The organism is Candidatus Acidiferrales bacterium, assembly GCA_035515795.1.
Taxonomy (GTDB): Bacteria; Bacteroidota; Ignavibacteria; order Kryptoniales; family JAKASW01; genus JAKASW01.
In genome coordinates this window covers 1-17,378 of sequence record DATJAY010000025.1, presented here as the reverse complement: position 1 = coordinate 17,378, position 17,378 = coordinate 1, and the positions used below count along the sequence as shown (strand labels likewise).

General features: G+C 46.2%; 15 protein-coding genes. All 15 read right to left on the bottom strand.

Annotation, left to right across the window (positions count from 1 at the left end):
- Positions 1 to 111: 111 nt before the first annotated feature.
- Entirely contained in the window at positions 112 to 1,323 is a 1,212-nt protein-coding gene (locus VLX91_10490; GenBank protein HUI30635.1) for a hypothetical protein, read from the bottom strand.
- Between the two features lie 7 nt (positions 1,324 to 1,330).
- Entirely contained in the window at positions 1,331 to 2,083 is a 753-nt protein-coding gene (locus tag VLX91_10485; GenBank protein ID HUI30634.1) for a class I SAM-dependent methyltransferase, read from the bottom strand.
- Positions 2,084 to 2,097: 14 nt separating this feature from the next.
- Positions 2,098 to 3,222, bottom strand: a complete 1,125-nt coding sequence (locus VLX91_10480; GenBank protein HUI30633.1) for a DegT/DnrJ/EryC1/StrS family aminotransferase — start codon at positions 3,220 to 3,222, stop codon at positions 2,098 to 2,100.
- Positions 3,223 to 3,238: 16 nt separating this feature from the next.
- The gene (locus tag VLX91_10475; protein ID HUI30632.1) at positions 3,239 to 3,679 is read right to left on the bottom strand and encodes a hypothetical protein; all 441 of its coding nucleotides are present in this window, start codon (positions 3,677 to 3,679) and stop codon (positions 3,239 to 3,241) included.
- An 81-nt stretch (positions 3,680 to 3,760) separates the two neighbouring features.
- Positions 3,761 to 4,879, bottom strand: a complete 1,119-nt coding sequence (gmd, locus tag VLX91_10470; GenBank protein ID HUI30631.1) for a GDP-mannose 4,6-dehydratase — start codon at positions 4,877 to 4,879, stop codon at positions 3,761 to 3,763.
- An 831-nt stretch (positions 4,880 to 5,710) separates the two neighbouring features.
- Positions 5,711 to 6,658, bottom strand: a complete 948-nt coding sequence (locus tag VLX91_10465; protein HUI30630.1) for a UDP-glucuronic acid decarboxylase family protein — start codon at positions 6,656 to 6,658, stop codon at positions 5,711 to 5,713.
- A 45-nt stretch (positions 6,659 to 6,703) separates the two neighbouring features.
- Positions 6,704 to 8,056 carry a UDP-glucose/GDP-mannose dehydrogenase family protein gene (locus VLX91_10460; GenBank protein ID HUI30629.1) on the bottom strand — a complete coding sequence of 451 codons (1,353 nt, stop codon included), beginning with the start codon at positions 8,054 to 8,056 and terminating at the stop codon, positions 6,704 to 6,706.
- Positions 8,057 to 8,228: 172 nt separating this feature from the next.
- Complete coding sequence (locus VLX91_10455; GenBank protein HUI30628.1) at positions 8,229 to 9,110, bottom strand: formyltransferase family protein; 882 nt, start codon at positions 9,108 to 9,110, stop codon at positions 8,229 to 8,231.
- 104 nt (positions 9,111 to 9,214) lie between these two features.
- Positions 9,215 to 10,216, bottom strand: a complete 1,002-nt coding sequence (locus VLX91_10450; protein HUI30627.1) for a Gfo/Idh/MocA family oxidoreductase — start codon at positions 10,214 to 10,216, stop codon at positions 9,215 to 9,217.
- A gap of 21 nt (positions 10,217 to 10,237) precedes the next feature.
- Entirely contained in the window at positions 10,238 to 11,647 is a 1,410-nt protein-coding gene (locus tag VLX91_10445; protein ID HUI30626.1) for a sugar transferase, read from the bottom strand.
- A gap of 20 nt (positions 11,648 to 11,667) precedes the next feature.
- On the bottom strand, positions 11,668 to 12,855 hold the full coding sequence (locus tag VLX91_10440; GenBank protein HUI30625.1) for a DegT/DnrJ/EryC1/StrS family aminotransferase: 1,188 nt from the start codon (positions 12,853 to 12,855) through the stop codon (positions 11,668 to 11,670).
- Positions 12,856 to 12,884: 29 nt separating this feature from the next.
- Entirely contained in the window at positions 12,885 to 14,054 is a 1,170-nt protein-coding gene (locus tag VLX91_10435) for a DegT/DnrJ/EryC1/StrS family aminotransferase (GenBank protein ID HUI30624.1), read from the bottom strand.
- Positions 14,051 to 14,668 carry a DapH/DapD/GlmU-related protein gene (locus VLX91_10430; GenBank protein ID HUI30623.1) on the bottom strand — a complete coding sequence of 206 codons (618 nt, stop codon included), beginning with the start codon at positions 14,666 to 14,668 and terminating at the stop codon, positions 14,051 to 14,053. The genes VLX91_10435 and VLX91_10430 overlap by 4 nt, the downstream gene beginning before the upstream one ends.
- Positions 14,665 to 15,657 carry a Gfo/Idh/MocA family oxidoreductase gene (locus VLX91_10425; GenBank protein HUI30622.1) on the bottom strand — a complete coding sequence of 331 codons (993 nt, stop codon included), beginning with the start codon at positions 15,655 to 15,657 and terminating at the stop codon, positions 14,665 to 14,667. Before VLX91_10425 ends, VLX91_10430 begins: the two co-directional genes overlap by 4 nt.
- Before the next feature lie 225 nt (positions 15,658 to 15,882).
- Positions 15,883 to 17,378, bottom strand: a 1,496-nt coding sequence (locus VLX91_10420; protein HUI30621.1) for a putative Ig domain-containing protein, incomplete at its 5' end; no start/stop codon positions are given.

Here is a 17,378-nt window from a genome sequence, read left to right as displayed (position 1 = left end):
CTGACATTCTCCAACTATAGAAGCTTTGCATCAGTAAAAGGGGTCAAGTGGGTGTGATAATATTCCTATCAATATGATATGGAGAACGTTCTTTTTCCTCGGGTAAAGGAGCTAATTCCCCAGAATATGCTCGTCTGATTGAAGCATTGACTTTAGGCGTTTGGCAAATTTGAAAAATCGATTCTCTCTAAGCTTCTTACCCGTGTAAAACTCCCATAACATAGCAAAATCATCCTTCAGTGCAGTATTGTTAGTCCTTGTCCGCATCCTCGACCAATTCTCCCGCCAATCCGTCCCTGATTTCTCCGGCAGGTCTGTGCCAAATGTCACTCCCTCATGGATTGCAGAATCTGTGGGAGATCGTTCCCCACCTACAATAGCATGCCATACCGCCGCATGCTTCCTCGCATATTCATCCCAAGTGAGATGCTTTACTCCATCAATACGTGATTGTCTCTCATTCCCTAAACGCATGAAAATTTCATGCAAATCCTTCGAGTCAATGAACGGATGCGTTATGCCGGATTCTATGTCAAGATGAAAACCTTGCGGTGTAGCAATGGTTGGAATTCCAGCAGCCAGTGCGTCCAGTATACCCATAGAGCCTTCATCCCATCCCATGTACAAATAATAATCAAAGCGGGTCAATGCGTCGACAACTAACGCTAGATGACTTTCATTGCTTTTAGTATAGTGGCCTTCATTGTAATTAACGGTAGCTCCTGCAGCCTTCAAGATAGGAATTACTCTTTGCCAGTTTGGACCTATTATTTCAAAGTGAAAATTTCCCAGGTGAGTCTTCTTTGCCACTTCTACCAGTATGCTTTCTCTCTTGGCGCCATCAGGCCTTATCTGCGTCGTTATTCCCACCACAATCCTCTTAGGTTTCACCAAACCGTCATGCGCTGGAGAAATGAAGCAAAGTTTGTCACGCGGAGCACCAAGCGCGACTAATTGCTCAACCATCATCCGCGACATGCAGATTCCCATATCTGCCGATTCTAATCGCCGCTTCAAAACGTGCAATTTGGCGCGGCGGTCAACATGAGTAATTCCAAGAGTATTCTTAGACACAAACTTTCCGCCGGTGTCGTAATAAAGCATCCAATGGTTAACGTCAACCGAGGAAGAAGGAAATTGGTCAATCTCAGCTTTGACATTCCATCTCGGCAGATATTCGGCGAGACGCTTTGCGATTTTTTCGAGTATCCACCCTCGATCCTTCAGAACCAAACGGACTTTCATTGCATTCGTGCTTTCCCGTTTTCCAACGGTCGACCAACTTGAATATGCTCGATGAGATGTCCTGACTCTCTTCGTCATGAAAAAGTTATGAAACTTTCACTGCGACGCAAGATGCACTCCAGCTTGACGGACTCGGCGGATCCTGACTTTCCCAGGCAAAATACGCTTTCGACTGCAACCCAACCTTTGAAAGAAAAAAATCCAACTCCGGAATAAAGAAATAACGCATAGGATGAACTTCATTGAGTCGCTCGTAACTATGCGTCGCGTGGTTAAGCGCCAGAACGTCGATTTCTACATCAACGATATTCTGGTCTTCGCGTAGATGGCCGCGGGCCACACGTTGGATAACCAGCCCATCGCTCTCGACCGTTTTGACCCTTGTGGATGGCTTTTCTGTCAAGACCGCAGGTCCGTACCAGAAATCAAAAAGTACCAGCCCACCCCTCCGGACGCTTTGTCCTGCATTTGTCAACATCAGCTCCACATCTTCATTCTTTGTTTGATAGCTGAGAACATGGAACAATGAAAGTACCACATCGTATTTTTTTTCCGAAACAAATGTCGTTGCGTCACCTACCTTGAAGTGACACCGCGATATACTTCGACTTTCTGCTATCGAAATCATTTCTCTCGACCGATCAATTCCATCAACCTCGTAACCTAGCCCTGAGAGATATTCGGCGTGCCGTCCAGTGCCACATCCAATATCAAGAATGGAGCGTCTTGAACCGGCGCCGAATTTTTCGATCAGTGATTGCGCATACCGCGCTTCTGAGACATAATCCTTGTCGCCGTACAGGAGATCATAATATTTTGCGTAGCCAGTGAAATTCATCCGATTGTTCTCCATTATCCGGCATAGCCGGCAATGAGATCACTTATTGTTCTGATATCATCTTCAGCAAGGTTACTTCCTGACGGCAAATAAAATCCGTTTTGTGACAGCCAATCGGTCACGTTATAATCTCCATCAAAATTACAGCCGTACTTCAAGAGTGAAGGCTGGCGATGCATACCAACAAAGAACAATCGCGTCTCGACACCATTCCGGGCCAAATAAGACATTAACTCGTCTCGCGAATGACCGTATTTCGCGGCATCTACAACTATGCCATTCATCCAGTTCACATTTACCACATCAGGTTTGTCCTTTTGCATAGTAATTCCAGGAACGTCGATTAAGTATTTACGATACATCTTCGCGTGCTCCGTTCGCAGCCTTCTGTACTCGTCCGCCTTCTCGAGCTGAGCAAGTCCGATTGCGGCCTGGAGATTGGACATTCTATAGTTAAACCCGATTTCTTCATGAAGGTAATTACGGATTCCGTCCAACGGGAAAAAAAGGTTCTTCAAAAGCATCGCTCGTTTGTAAAAATCGAGATTGTTCGTAACCACCATCCCGCCTTCCCCAGTCGTCAGATTCTTATTGGCGTAAAAACTGAAAGCGGTTATATCCGCGAGAGTTCCTGTCTTCCTGCCCTTGTATTCTGCGCCGACCGATTCTGCGGCATCCTCAATCACGAGAATGCCTTTTGCGCGGGCTATCGCGCCTATGGCATCCATGTCACAGGGATGGCCGAAGATCGAGACCGGCATGATTGCTTTTGTTCTTTTTGTGATCCGGGATTCGATTTTTTCGGGATCAATGTTCCACGTTTCTGCTTCGGCGTCGACAGACACCGGCTTAGCCCCTGTGTAGCACACCGAGAAGGCCGTGGCAATCATCGTGAAATCCGGTATGATCACTTCATCGCCTGCGCATATGCCCGCTGCTCGCAGAGCTACATGTAATGCGCTCGTGCCATTACAGATGCCTACCGCATGTTTAGCTCCGCAATAGCTCGCAAACCCTTCTTCAAATCTCTTGACATATATCCCGGCAGAGGAAATCCATCCGGTTCTCACAGCGTCCATCACATATTCAAGCTCATTTCCGTTCAAAAAAGGCTCGCACACGGGAATCCGCTTTGACATCAACGTTCCTCTCAATTCAAATGATTCGTAAATTCTCGTCGGGGAAATTCTTAAATTTCGTCTTGTCAGCTTCACCCGCATATGGACCCTGTTTCACCTCAAACATCTCAACCTCTTCTAGAGCTTGAAATCCGTGTCCACCAGAAACAAGCATCAGTACGTCTCCTTCGGTAAGAACAGAGCTCTCAAGATAGACTCTGTTTCTTGAATAGAAGTCAACTCTCAAGACGCCCTTTCTTATGAAAATTACCTCCATTGTATCTCGGATCTGTCTGGAAAATGGATTGTGCACGTGAGGTTGAATGATATAACCCTTGGGGTGCTTCATGAACGCCAATTGTTGAGAAGACTCACCTTCGGTGAAGAAATGGATTCCATCCTTAGTAAAGTCCTTCCGTATCATTACCGCGATAACCGTTTCACCTTCGCGGACATAACGGACCAATTTATCTACCATCGACCACTATACTAGAGTCAAGATGGTCTGAACAGCCACCAAACAAGAATAGACAGAGATTCCTGGGCAGCGATACCAACATCAAAAATGATAGCATTCGAATCCCTTCATAGAACATATTTTTTCGCCCTCCCCGGGAGGCGTGAGAGCTAACGCTTTCATGTCGTAATCTACCATGATTTTCACTAGAGCTTCAAGGTTCACTCGCGGCGTCCATCCAAATATATTTTTGACTTTTGTTATGTCCGCTCTCAGATCCTCGACCTCCGTCGGCCTAAAATACCACGGATCAATCTCAAGGATGATGCTACCCGGCTTGAGGATATGATGCCATCTTTCATCAACTGATTCCGCGATACCTTTCTCTTGGACACCGCAACCACTCCAAGAAACAGATATTCCCACATATTTGAATGCATGCTCAATAAATTCTCTCACCGAATGATTTTCAGATGTCCCGACCACATAATCACCCGGCTTTTCAGCCTGGAGCATACGCCACATCATTTCAACATATTCCGGAGCGAACCCCCAATCTCGCTTTGCGTCCAGATTTCCGAGGAAGATTTTTTTCTGTTTCCCCGCCAGGATGTTTGCCACTGCGACACTGATTTTGCGAGTTACGAATGTTTCGCCACGCCTCGGAGATTCATGATTGAACAGAATACCATTACATGCAAATACGCCCTGCCCTTCTCGATAATTCCTAGTCATCCAGTACGCATATACTTTGGCAGCCGCGTACGGACTTCTCGGCTTGAACGGTGTTTCCTCGCTCTGAGGAGGGAGCGAGGATCCAAACATTTCACTGCTCGATGCCTGATAGAACCTTATGTCGTGGCCACTCCTTCTAAGAGTCTCGAGAATGCGGGTTGTGCCTAAAGCAGTGACGTTCCCGGTATACTCTGGAGTATCAAAGCTCACTCTAACGTGGCTTTGAGCGGCCAGGTGGTACACTTCATCGGGTTTAATGTTGTAGATAATGCTTGAAATCTCTTCTGAGTCAGACAAATCACCGAAGTGAAGGAATAATCTCACGTTTGGCTCATGAGGATCGACATAGATGTGATCAATTCGCGAGGTATTAAAGGACGATGCGCGCCTAATTATCCCATGAACTTCGTATCCCTTCGACAGTAGAAGTTCGGCGAGGTACGAGCCATCCTGCCCCGTGATGCCGGTGATAAGAGCTTTCTTCATTTATTGTTGCCGAGTTTTATTTGAATTGCCTTGCATGCGGATGCCATGATAATGCTGACTCTTTCTTTGTCCACTCAAAACCGTGAAGATTTTTTCCACAGCTTCGCTATCTCACTCACAGTCGAGTGACTAACCATCAAGACCGCCACAATGATACACCACGGTCTTTCACCTTTCTGCCTAGAAGAAAAAATATTTAGCAGGGCAGCTCGTGAGAGCCAAGTATTTATCTTGCGTGTGACTAATGCCTTAAATTAACAGCATTTTCTCCTGAAAGAGAATGAATTACATTTCTTTCAGAAGCCTGACCACTACAGTTGCAAGACCCTTTGCGTCCCTGATTCTGCAAGAGGTGTCAGTTTTGTCAACCATGCTCGAGGCATCCCGAAAACCTTTTCTCCTTTGCCTCAAACCATGAATCAGCGTCTGTCTTTTGTCCAAATCTCCTTAAAGCAGCCTCTAGACATCCCTTTTTAAGAAGCCGCCTAAAACCTCCTACCTTTGAACAAAAAGTTAGCTCATGCGCAAAAATTTGTCAAGCACTATATCGCCACAGTCACATAATTAGCTGTTTCGGCATAACAAATGTAGCAAAGTGCTAGACCTTTCGAGCAGACGTGCTTTCTAACACTATATCACTAGATTATCGACTACTCCTTGCCCCTGCGCACACGGCGCGACCACCATCTCTAAAACAAAGAAGCCATCCTGATCCGTTCATGAGACGCATCGCGACGGCCGCTTGTCCAAAGATCCATCCGGGAAATCGTGAATTTGCTTATCGACTGCCAATCCATGCCCAAATTCCTTCCAAGAAGACCTCTCACTCATTCATTCTTGGTGGGAAGAAATCCTCGATCGAAAATATTCAAGAGTTTTCTTCAGACCATCTTTTCTCGCTATCTTTGGCTCCCACTTCAGTATTTCTTTCGCTCTCGTTATATCAGGCTGCCTAACTTTCGGATCGTCTTCTGGCAAAGGCATGAAGGAAATCATACTTCCGGACTTCGTAATCTCGATGATCTCTTCAGCAAACTGCAAGATAGTAATTTCGTCAGGATTGCCAATGTTGATCGGTTCATGGTAGTCTGCTCTCAATAGGCGAACTACACCTTCGACTAAATCATCCACATAACAAAAGCTGCGAGTTTGTGTCCCATCGCCGAATGCAGTGAGGTCTTCTCCTAACAGAGCCTGTTTCATAAAGGCGGGAAGGACTCTTCCATCGTTAAGCCGCATCCTTGGACCGAACGTGTTAAATATCCTGACGATGCGGGTGTCGAGACCATGATACCTGTGATATGCCATTGTCAGTGCCTCGGCGAATCGCTTTGCTTCGTCATACACCCCGCGTATCCCAATCGGATTGACATTCCCCCAGTACTCTTCGCGCTGGGGGTGGATAAGCGGATCCCCGTAGACTTCGCTCGTCGATGCCAAAAGAAAACGAGCTCCTTTCGCCTTAGCGAAACCGAGTGCCTTGTGTGTCCCTAACGAACCAACTTTCAAAGTCTGGATGGGCAGCTTGAGGTAATCTATAGGTGAAGCCGGGCTAGCGAAGTGGAGTACGGCGTCAACTTTTCCTTCAACATAGATAAAATCCGTAACGTTATGCTGGATGAATTTGAATTTCGGATTTCCGATAAGGTGGGCGATGTTGTCGGGACTTCCGGTAAGAAAATTATCCATACAAATCACATTTTCGCCCTCTGTCAGAAACCTGTCACAGAGGTGCGAACCTATGAAGCCGGCGCCACCAGTTATTAGGATAGTTGACACAAGATGATGCTAAATTGTGATTTAAGGTTTTCGATTTTAGGATGCTTATTTTCTTCCAATTCCATAATACTCGAACCCTGCCGCTCTCACCTTGCCAGGATTATATATATTCCTCCCATCAAATATTACAGGGTTCTTCATCAACATCTTCATCTTCTCGAAATCCGGTTCTCGGAATTCCTGCCATTCGGTTATCAATAACAATGCATCGGCATTTTTCAAAGCGGCATATGGGTCTTTGGCATAAGAAACTTTTTTCCCAAAGATTCTCTCTGCATTCTCCATGGCAACCGGATCGAATGCCGACACCGTTGCGCGGCATTTCAACAACTCCTCGATTACGACTACAGAGGAGGCCTCCCTCATGTCATCGGTTTTCGGTTTGAAGGATAATCCCCATATAGCAAATTTTTTGTCTTTCAGGTCGAGGCCAAAATGTCTCTTTACTTTTTGGGGGAGGACTCTTTTCTGCCGTTCGTTGACGGCATTCACGGCTGAGACAACCGGCGTTCCAACCGATACTTCCTCGCCCATTTTGATAAGCGCCTTGACATCTTTCGGGAAACAGCTTCCCCCCCATCCGATTCCTGGAAAAAGAAATTTCTGACCAATCCTGTTATCGTAGCCAATCGCCATCCGGACTTTGTCCACATCAGCTTCAAGTTTTTCGCAAAGCGATGCTATCTCATTTATGAAAGATATCCGCGTAGCAAGAAACGCATTCGCGGCATACTTTACCATTTCGGCACTGCGGATTTCCATCAAGAGAATCGGCGCTCCTGTGCGAACGAAGGGCTCATATAATTCACGAAGAGTTTGCTCCGCCTTCTCATTCTCGACGCCTAGAACGACGCGATCAGGGAACATGAAATCCTGGATTGCATTCCCTTCCTTCAAAAATTCCGGATTAGAAGCCATCTCAAGCTTTACATTAGAATATCTCTTGAGAATTTCCTTAATTTTGTCGCCTGTTCCTATAGGAACGGTGCTTTTTGTAACAAGGAGCTTATATGCGGCCTCTCCGGCGTTTCCCTGAAGCTTGCCGCGCGTTCCCCGTGATTCCGTATCTATTATTTTCCCGATTTCCTGCGAAACATCAATCACATATTTCAGGTCAGCCCCTCCATCCGCACCGGGTGGAGTTGGGAGGCAAAGAAAAATCACTTGAGAATCGATAACGGCTTCCTTCAAAGAAGTCGTAAACGAAAGCCGCCCTGCATTGATATTTTTTTCAAGAAGCGAATCGAGCCCCGGCTCGTATATCGGAGACTTCCTTTTCTTTAGCTGTGCGATTTTCTTCGCGTCCACATCCATGCAGACAACATTATTCCCCGTCTCGGCGAAACATGTGCCTGTGACAAGCCCGACATAGCCGGTACCAATTACGGAAATCTTCACGAGTCAATTCTCATTTTTAAAATCTTAGGTTTTGAAATATTCGAAGACTTATTTTCAGCCCAACCGAGGTATAGACATTGAATGTAAATTTAAAATCGAAAACCTAAAAATCAAAATCTACAGTTTCCTGATGAGGTCCGCCCGCACATGTCACTTGGTTGCCGCGAGATCCTCATAGTTTGTCTCGAGATTCTCGGACAAACACGTCAAGATAACTATCGTGGGTAGCCACTTTGTAAAAGTTACCCTTTTTGAAAACCACTGTCCCGGGTTTCTCATACTTGTTTTTCCGATAATCTGGGCTCGACTCGAGAACCTCAAACGTAGTTCCGTCCGACTGAAAGACCGGATATTGAAAAGGTGGAAAGATAAATGCGCGAATCCAATTATATAATGATCGCGTGTCCCTATTCCAACTCACCACATTTTTCTTAAAATCTATGAGACCTGCTGGATAATACGAGGCTCTTGAATTATCCTGAGGTACCCTGGAATTCTTCAGCCTCAATATGTCATCCACATTTTCCCTTAGTAATTCCACACTTTTGCCAACACAAAGATCATAAAGCTCCCTGGCACTTTTTACAAAAGACATATCAAAAATCTTCTGTGCTATGATATCCCCTGTATCCACCCCAGGATCCATGTAGTGGAGAGTGACCCCGAATTCATTTTCTCCATTCAACATTGCCATCGCGATCGGAGAGACCCCACGGTACTTGGGGAGAGGAGCAAAATGAAGATTGATAGCTCCAAACTTAGCCGTATCGATGACCTCCTGATTAATTATTTGGTCATATTGAAACGAAAACAAGAGATCAATTCGCGATTTGATGAGAGACTCAATTGAGTCTTTAGATTTTATTTTTGGAAAAGTCGCCGTAGGTATTTTCTGCTCAATGGCAAATTTCTTGAACGACCTTTGCCATCCATCTTCTCCAGGATCGCTATTATTGGGAGACACAAAAACCATCTCGCAATTTTGATTCCCCGTCAAGATTTTTGTGGCCTCTATTGCGATATCGTTCTTTCCTAGAACAGCAACTCTAAGCATGATATGTCTCGATTATGGCCTCTCTACTCCACACGGTGACAATGCAATAAACATTCCTATGGAACGCGAAAACAGTTCTCTTAGGGTTATGATAACACCAGTCTTTAGTCGAGCAGGATATCTTTGCCGTTATTCTGCAAAGAACGATTTGCAGCCGCTAATATTCTTACGACGTTCAGTCCGGAGATTCCATCGGAAGCGGGGGTCGCTTCCTTAAAGACGCTCTTCACAAAATTGTTGCAGAGCAAAGAGAGAGCCTCGATTCCTTCCAGCTTCGGAGCGTACATGTCGCCCGTTCTGTATTGGATGAGGGTCTGGTAAATTCCTTCTTTGGATTTTATTTCCACGCCTTTGTCGTAGACCTTTATTTTCTCGCTCGGCTCCATATCGTCATAGACAATCATCTTTCTCTGTCCTCCGAGGAGTATGCGTCGTATTTTCACGGGTGCAAGCCAGTTGACATGGAAATGTGCGATGAGGTTATCCTCGAACTTCACTACCACATAAGCAACATCTTCCACATGATTATAATGGGATGTGCCGTAAGCACTGACTGCGATGGGCTTTCTGTCTATGAGATGGTTCATAATCGAGATATCGTGAGTAGCAAGATCCCAGATCACATTTACGTCATGCTGGAATAAACCCAAATTTATTCTGACCGAGTCAAAATAATAGAGATCACCCACCTCACCGGAATCGATCAGTTCTTTCATCTTCATTACCGCACCGGTGAAGAGAAACGTGTGATCCACCATCAATACGAGATTCTTCTTAGCTGCGAGATTGCAGAGCTCCTCGGCTTCCCTAACCGAAGCAGTTAGCGGTTTCTCAATAAGCACGTGCTTTCCGTATTCCAGCGCCATTTTTGCCAGAGGGAAGTGGCTCGCCACCGGCGTTGCGATTGCAACGGCATCGACCCCGCTTGACTTGAGCATTTCTTCGTAATCATTTCGATACTTTGCCCCCGGCAGCCTTTTCGCAATCTGATGCAGACGAGATTCATTCTTATCTACCGCATGAACTTCCGTGACATTGTCGATGCCAAGGAAATTTCGCACTAGGTTTGGTCCCCAATACCCCAGCCCAACGATACCAATCTTCATGTGTCTTTGCTCCTTTGAAAATTACTTTCCGCCCCTCCCGAACAGGAGTACGGGAAAAGTCTTTAACAGCAACTGCAAATAAAGCCACGGTGACATATTCTCCATCATGTACAAGTCCATCATCACCATGTCATCATAGGAAGATTTTCCGCGGCCATAAACCTGCCAAAACCCGGTACAGCCCGGCAACGCCTTGTTCCTCTCGCGATGCCAATCTTTCATCGCCTGATATTCATAAGGAAGAGACGGCCTCGGCCCAACCAAACTCATTTCTCCTTTAATCACGTTTATTAGTTGCGGAAGCTCGTCAAAACTTGTCTTTCTCAAGGCTCGTCCAACCACGGTGACACGGGAATCAACTATTATTTTTCCTGAACCATTTTTTCCGCTTGCACCTTTTATAAAATCCAGCATGAGTTTCTCTCGCTTGCGGTCGCCGTTTTGGCTGACATACATCGACCTAAACTTGTACATCCTGAAGACTTTCCCGTCTTTCCCTATTCTTTCATGCGCATAAAAGACCGGGCCTTTCGAGGTAAGTTTAATGGCCAAAGCCGCCACGAGAAATAGAGGAGAAAGGACGAGCAAGGCAATGGCCGAGATTATGAAATCACAGATCCGCTGATAAATAGCAGTCATGTCGGAGTAGAAACCTCGCGTTACTGTGACCGCGGGATGAAACGTATAAGATTCAGTAACAGATACTGAGCTTACCGGCTCGAACAGGTTGGATACAACCCTGACTGATGCACCCGTGTTCTTTGATTCGTTAATAAGTGAAAGCAATTTACTGTGAGATACTTTATTAATTGCTATTACTATTTCATCGCATCCCGTTTCTTTGGCAAGGAAATCTATTTCCGAGCTATCACCAAGAACTTTGTACCCGTTTAATACACCCGTACCGACGGGAATAGAATCGTCGACAAATCCGGCGATTTGCAGACCGAGCTTTTTGTTTGAACCAATCTCCCTCGCAAATTTCTGAGCACACTTGCCTGCACCAACAACCAAGATTTTCCTTAAGAGCACTCCGCGATGGGCGAGTCTTCCAAAAACAATAGGGAGCAGTACTACACGGTACGCCATAAAAAGGAATAACAAAAGAAACACGAAGTACTCAAAAGCACGCCTGCTCGGAGAGACCAGCGCAAAGTCGCTAAGATAACCTCCGATAACATAAAGAATCGCCAATACCGCTATTGATTTAACGACCTGTACAGCTGACACAGATCTATCGAGAAAAACATTGATCCTATAGAGATTGTTGTATTGAAGAATGAACACTCCAAGCAGTGGAAGGATGGTTGCTGCGGCGAATTCATAAGTCATAAAATATCCGAATCGCCAGATGATCGCCAGGCAGAAGCTCACAAGGACCACGATGAGGTCTATCGCGAGCAGCGCATATTTATAAAGTGGAAATCTCAAGACAATCTTCTGGACCCGAATTAGTTCTTAAAAAAAGCTCTGATAGATTCGCCAACAAACTCAAGTTGATCCGCCGAGATCTCGGGGTATATAGGTAAAGATAATCCGTTCTCAGCCAATTTTTCTGTAATGGGGAACACACCCTTCTTGTAACCGAGATGCGAGAAGCACGGCTGCAAATGCAAAGGAACGGGATAATGGAGACCTGTCGCGATACCTCTTTCTGCCAAGAACTTCTGCAATTCATTCCGCAATCTGTCCTTCCTCTTCGGCCGTTCATCTTTTACTCTTACAACAAACAAATGATAAACATGCTTCGCATACTCCATTTGTTCCGGGAGGACGATCTCTTCGACATCGCCGAGCATTTCGCGATATTTCTCCGCAGCATTTTTTCGTGCATTATTCCATTGTTCCAAGTGTTTCAACTTTACTCCGAGCACTGCACCTTGGATTCCTTCCATCCTGTAATTGTGGCCGTAGACTTCGTGAAGATATTTCTGAGTGCCGCCATGGTCTCTCATCATTCTGAACCTTGCGGCAAGTTCATCGTCGTTCGTCAGCACTGCACCAGCTTCGCCATAAGCTCCGAGATTTTTTCCGGGATAGAAACTGAACGAAGCTGCACGTGACAAAGTTCCGACTTTTTTCCACTTTCGGGTAAGACCTAGACTATCTTGGCTTTGGGCCACATTTGTCTCACGGGTCAAATATTCCGCAAAGTGCGCCTGAGCCGCGTCCTCGACGAGAAGCAGATTACGCCGCTCGGCGATTGATTTCAAGCTGTCCATGTCAGCCGGTTGACCATAAAGATGGACAGCCACAATAACTTTAGTCCTTGGTGTTATTGCCGCTTCCACTTTTGCAGGATCAATATTATAACTCTTCTCTTCGCAGTCCACGAAGACGGGTACCGCACCGCAGAGTGTCGCACCCCAGGCGGTTGCGACAAATGTGTTTGCAGGGATAATCACCTCGTCACCTGGGCCTATGCCCAAAGCCCAAAGGACCAAATGATTCCCGTCAGTTCCTGAGCTTAGGCCTATACAATGCTTTACTCCAAGCGATGACGCGAAAGAATTTTCGAAATCGGATACCGCTTGGCCGAGAACAAAAGAAGAGTTTTCGATTACGTTGAAAATTGCTTCATCGATTTCATTCTTGATTGAATGATATTGCGCTTTGAGATCGAGGAACGGTACCTTCATGGACTAAATTCTAATTTTAAATTCTTGCACTAATTTCTCTTCAAAAATTTGGCTATCGAATCTACGACCCATTCGATTTGTTCATTAGTCAATTCGGGATAAATCGGGAGCGCCAGGGAGTGCTCCGCGGCAAAGTTTGAATGAGGATAATCTTTGTCATTGCATTTCAGATATGCAAAGCATTCCTGCCGATGAAACGGCACAGGATAATATATCTCCGTACCGATTTCATTATCCGTAAGGCATTTCCTGAGTTCGTCTCTTCTCTCGACACGGATTACATATTGATTGTAAATGTGATGATTCTTGTGTCCGGCGGCGGCGTATACAGCCTTCGGAAGAAGTACCATGTTCCTGTCGTTGAACGATGTAACCCCCTCCTTCTCCGCGAGTCCCTTTTCAACGAACAGCCGCGTGTATAAGGCAGCATTCTCACGTCTCTTCTCCGACCATCCATCAAGGTAAGGCAGTTTAATGTTCAACACTGCTGCCTGCAACGCATCTAATCTGAAATTTCCACCGATCATCCTGTGATAATATTTCGGCTTGCCGCCGTGGACTCTCATTATTCTTAACTTCTCTCCGAGGGTATCGTCGTTTGTCACGACCACTCCTCCGTCTCCAAATCCTCCCAGGTTCTTACTCGGGAAGAAGGAATAGCATCCGATATCTCCAATGGTCCCAACTCTTCTGCCGTCTTTATACTGTACCCCGATAGCCTGCGCAGCATCTTCAACTACTTTCAACGAGTGCTTCTCAGCGATCTCCATCACGACAGCCATGTCCGCGCTTTGTCCGTACAAATGCACCGGCATTATACATTTAGTCTTCTTCGTTATCTTTCTCTCGACATCCTTCGGATCCATATTGAATGAAACGGGGTCGATATCTGTAAAGACAGGTACAGCATTCAATCGTGCAACGACTCCGGCAGTTGCAAAAAATGAGAACGTCGGGACAATGACTTCATCTCCGGGCTCTAAATCGATCGCCATTAACGCAACTAAAAGTGCATCTGTGCCGGAGGAAACGCCTATCGCATATTTGCAACCTAAATATGAAGCCAATTTCTTCTCTAATGTCTCTACTTCAGGCCCGAGTATGAAGTGCTGTGACTCGGCAACCCTGATTAATGCTTCGTCGATCTCACGTTTCATTGAACTGTATTGCGCTTTTAAATCCAGCAGTGGAACTTTCATTGAGCAATCTCCCTCACGATTCCATCTTCCAACTTATATTCCCTTTTTGATTTCTCGCAGTAGGCAACCCCATTCTTATCGAACTCCAGCTTCCTTCCCGCTTCGCTCACCCAACCCATTATTTTTGCAGGGTTTCCAACCACGAGCGCAAAATCAGGAATGTCCTTTGTCACGACGGCGCCGGCTCCGACAAACGCAAACCTGCCTATCGTGTGTCCACACACGACCGTACAGTTCGCTCCAAGCGAAGCTCCCTCCTTTACCAATGTCTTGATGTAATATTTAGACCCGACCTGAGGATACTTTGATCTGGGATCCAGAATATTCGTAAATACCATGGATGGCCCGCAGAAAACGTAATCCTCAAGCGTCACCCCTTCATAAATTGAAACGTTGTTTTGAATCTTCACGTAGTTACCGATTGTTACATTATTCCCAACGTTTACATTCTGCCCGATCACGCAATGATGCCCGATCTTCGCTCCCGATTGGACATGCGAGAAGTGCCAAACCTTTGTACCTTCTCCAATTTCTACATCAGCATCCACGACGGCATGTTCGTCGACATAGTATTTCTTCTCGGATGCACCGGGATGCATCTTCTCATCATTCATTTTCCGTTCCTCATTTCCTTTAGGTTCTTCCCGGCTTTGTCGAGTATTTCCAGGACTTCGAGCGCATGTTTTCCGTCGGTCAAAGGTGTCAGATTCTCTGTTACGCATTTCATAAAATGGCATTGTTCTTCCGCAAGCGGCTGCTTGTCGTCGTGCGGGATAACCTCGAACTCGCCGTCGAACTTCTGTATCGTGCCGTTGACGTTATCGAACCTCTTCGGATAAAACTTCAGCTTGTCTCTTGGGGCACTGTCTTCGAACACCATCATCCCCCTATCGCCGATCACCACCAGCCTCTGTTCTTTGAACGGGTGAAGCCAGCTTACAAATATATGCGCGTGAACATTTCCCGGGTAAGACAAGTATGTTACAGTCGAGTCTTCGATGTTGCTCTGCAGGAACGATGCTCCACGGGCTTCGACTCGAACCGGATTCGACTCCGTCAGCAACTGAATTATCGAAATATCGTGCGGAGCGAAACTCCATAGTATGTTTTCTTCCGTCCGCACAGTGCCGAAATTTAACCTGTTGCTGTACAGATACTGAAGCCTCCCTATCTTCCCGCCTTTGACAAGCTCCTTCAGCTTCAGCACCGCAGGATGGTACAGAAGAACGTGGCCCACCATCAGTTTCAATCTCTTTCTCTCCGCAATTCGAATCAGCTCTTCAGCCTCCGACGGATGAAGAGTTATCGGTTTTTCGACCAGGACATTTTTCCCGCTTTCGAGAAGTTTCCGCGCCACGGCGTAGTGAGTCTCCGCGGGAGTTGCTGCAATCACGGCATTGATCTCCGGATGGTTGATCACCCCATCGGCTTTGGTGGTAAACGCAATCGATTCCGAAATCCTTTTCACTCGGCCGCATGCTTCCGTCGCCGGATCGGAAACCAGAATTAATTCCTTCCCGAACAGCTGATGAGCCGTCTTCACGTGATTTATTCCCCACCTCCCACACCCTAATATTCCTAATTTGAATTCACCAGCATTCATTATATCTTATTTTTGCTTCTTTGGGTTATGCACAAATTTCTGTGAAGGGGTTATATATATGTTAAAACAATGCAAACTCAACTGGAACGCAATAAAATTCTCATTCCTGCTGCGTAAATCAAGACAGCATCTGATGCCTTGAATTTTTTTAGCGAATCCTTACTGTCCATGGATATTATGATCCAAAAGGAATGCATCGAGACCTAGTACCTTGATAGCCCTATCTTATTTTAAGAGCATCATTTTCTTCGTGGTCAAATAATCATGCGCACCATCGAGAGATACGGCTTGAAGGCGATAAAAATAAACGCCACTGCTCACTAGTTGACCGGAATCGTTGTCGCCTCGCCAGATCGCCGAGTAATTCCCGTCCCCCCTTTCCTCGTTTCGGAAAAGAGTTCTGATTTTCTGCCCGAGTATGTTGTAAATGATTATTGTTACACGACTCGGCGCCCCGATATAGTAATCTATAGTAGTTGACGGGTTGAAGGGATTAGGATAATTCTGTTCCAACTTAAATGATCTTGCAAAAGGCAGGAGGTCAGCTCCGTCGGGGCTATCTACTTTTTCGCCTAACTCCAAGTTGCCGATCTGGACGGCACCTCTGATGGAGAACCCTAGTATCCTTCGTACGCTAGCTCCCCATTTTGCGCTGTTCAAGTCACTATTAAGATTCCTAGCGAACGACTGCCAGCTTCCGTTCTTAATCTGGCTGCCAAGATAAAAAGAAAATGTGTTGCCCGAACCTGTCGCCGTCTGGCCATCACCTGAGAAATATTGCAGGTAGACGGAAGTCCCGTTCGAGTCAGTCACCCACACTTTCAACATAAAATCCGAACTCGATTTCACTTCCGCAGTGATTGTATTGGCAAGCCAGCGGCCGTACTTGTCGACGCCAAAGTCTAGACCGCTGGACGTGGATAGATTCATGGTTCGTGCATTAATTGTGGAATCAAAACCGACAGACACGGTTCCGCTTCCCGTCGTCGCAAGCCAGCCGTGATCAAGCGGAGAATCGTTGTAGCCAAAATTATCGATAACCAGAGGGTGAACTGCGAGCGAGAAAGACTGGGTATCTGCATCGGCATGCTGGTCTCTAACTAGAATTGAAACCATATGCGTTATCGAATCCGTTGCAGGGGCAGTGCCGATGAGAATGCCGTCAGGAGATATTGATAACCACGCCGGGCCGCTGAGCTTGTAATATTGCAGCGAGTCCGTGAGATATGACCCCGTGGCGTAGATTGGATAATAATACATTGCATTGGGAGCAACGACGGTATCGGGAGGAGAACCTATTTGAATCGCGTCGTGAACCGGTTCTACGACGTGGATGTTGAACAAGATCGAGTCCTTGTCGCCATGCTGGTCACTCGCGACGATCGTTACAGGGAAGACACCCGAAGACGACGGAGCAATACCGGATAGAATGCCGGCAGAATTCATTTGCAGCCATGATGGAGCGACGGACAGATTATAGGAAATGATATCACCGGGATGGACACTCGCGGTCTGTATTTGGCTGGAGTAGTTTGCATTATTTGCAACCATCGTGTCCGGCGAGGAAACTATCTTCAAAGGAACGGGAAGCTTCTTTCGGAGATACATCCCGCTGATCTTCATGATACCGCCCTGATAGCACGTGCAAGCAACCGCTACGTTCATGGTCGAAACGTTCGAAGGTATGATGAGAGTTTGGTTCCCATTTACAGACTGCTGTA

Excerpts from the sequence above, each read along its gene's own strand:
- VLX91_10435 (HUI30624.1), bottom strand. The coding sequence starts at position 14,054 with ATGAAAGTTCCACTGCTGGATTTAAAAGCGCAATACAGTTCAATGAAA.
- VLX91_10440 (HUI30625.1), bottom strand. The coding sequence starts at position 12,855 with ATGAAGGTACCGTTCCTCGATCTCAAAGCGCAATATCATTCAATCAAG.
- VLX91_10475 (HUI30632.1), bottom strand. The coding sequence starts at position 3,679 with ATGGTAGATAAATTGGTCCGTTATGTCCGCGAAGGTGAAACGGTTATC.
- gmd (HUI30631.1), bottom strand. The coding sequence starts at position 4,879 with ATGAAGAAAGCTCTTATCACCGGCATCACGGGGCAGGATGGCTCGTAC.
- VLX91_10485 (HUI30634.1), bottom strand. The coding sequence starts at position 2,083 with ATGAATTTCACTGGCTACGCAAAATATTATGATCTCCTGTACGGCGAC.
- VLX91_10455 (HUI30628.1), bottom strand. The coding sequence starts at position 9,110 with ATGCTTAGAGTTGCTGTTCTAGGAAAGAACGATATCGCAATAGAGGCC.
- VLX91_10425 (HUI30622.1), bottom strand. The coding sequence starts at position 15,657 with ATGAATGCTGGTGAATTCAAATTAGGAATATTAGGGTGTGGGAGGTGG.
- VLX91_10490 (HUI30635.1), bottom strand. The coding sequence starts at position 1,323 with ATGACGAAGAGAGTCAGGACATCTCATCGAGCATATTCAAGTTGGTCG.
- VLX91_10480 (HUI30633.1), bottom strand. The coding sequence starts at position 3,222 with ATGTCAAAGCGGATTCCCGTGTGCGAGCCTTTTTTGAACGGAAATGAG.
- VLX91_10430 (HUI30623.1), bottom strand. The coding sequence starts at position 14,668 with ATGAATGATGAGAAGATGCATCCCGGTGCATCCGAGAAGAAATACTAT.
- VLX91_10450 (HUI30627.1), bottom strand. The coding sequence starts at position 10,216 with ATGAAGATTGGTATCGTTGGGCTGGGGTATTGGGGACCAAACCTAGTG.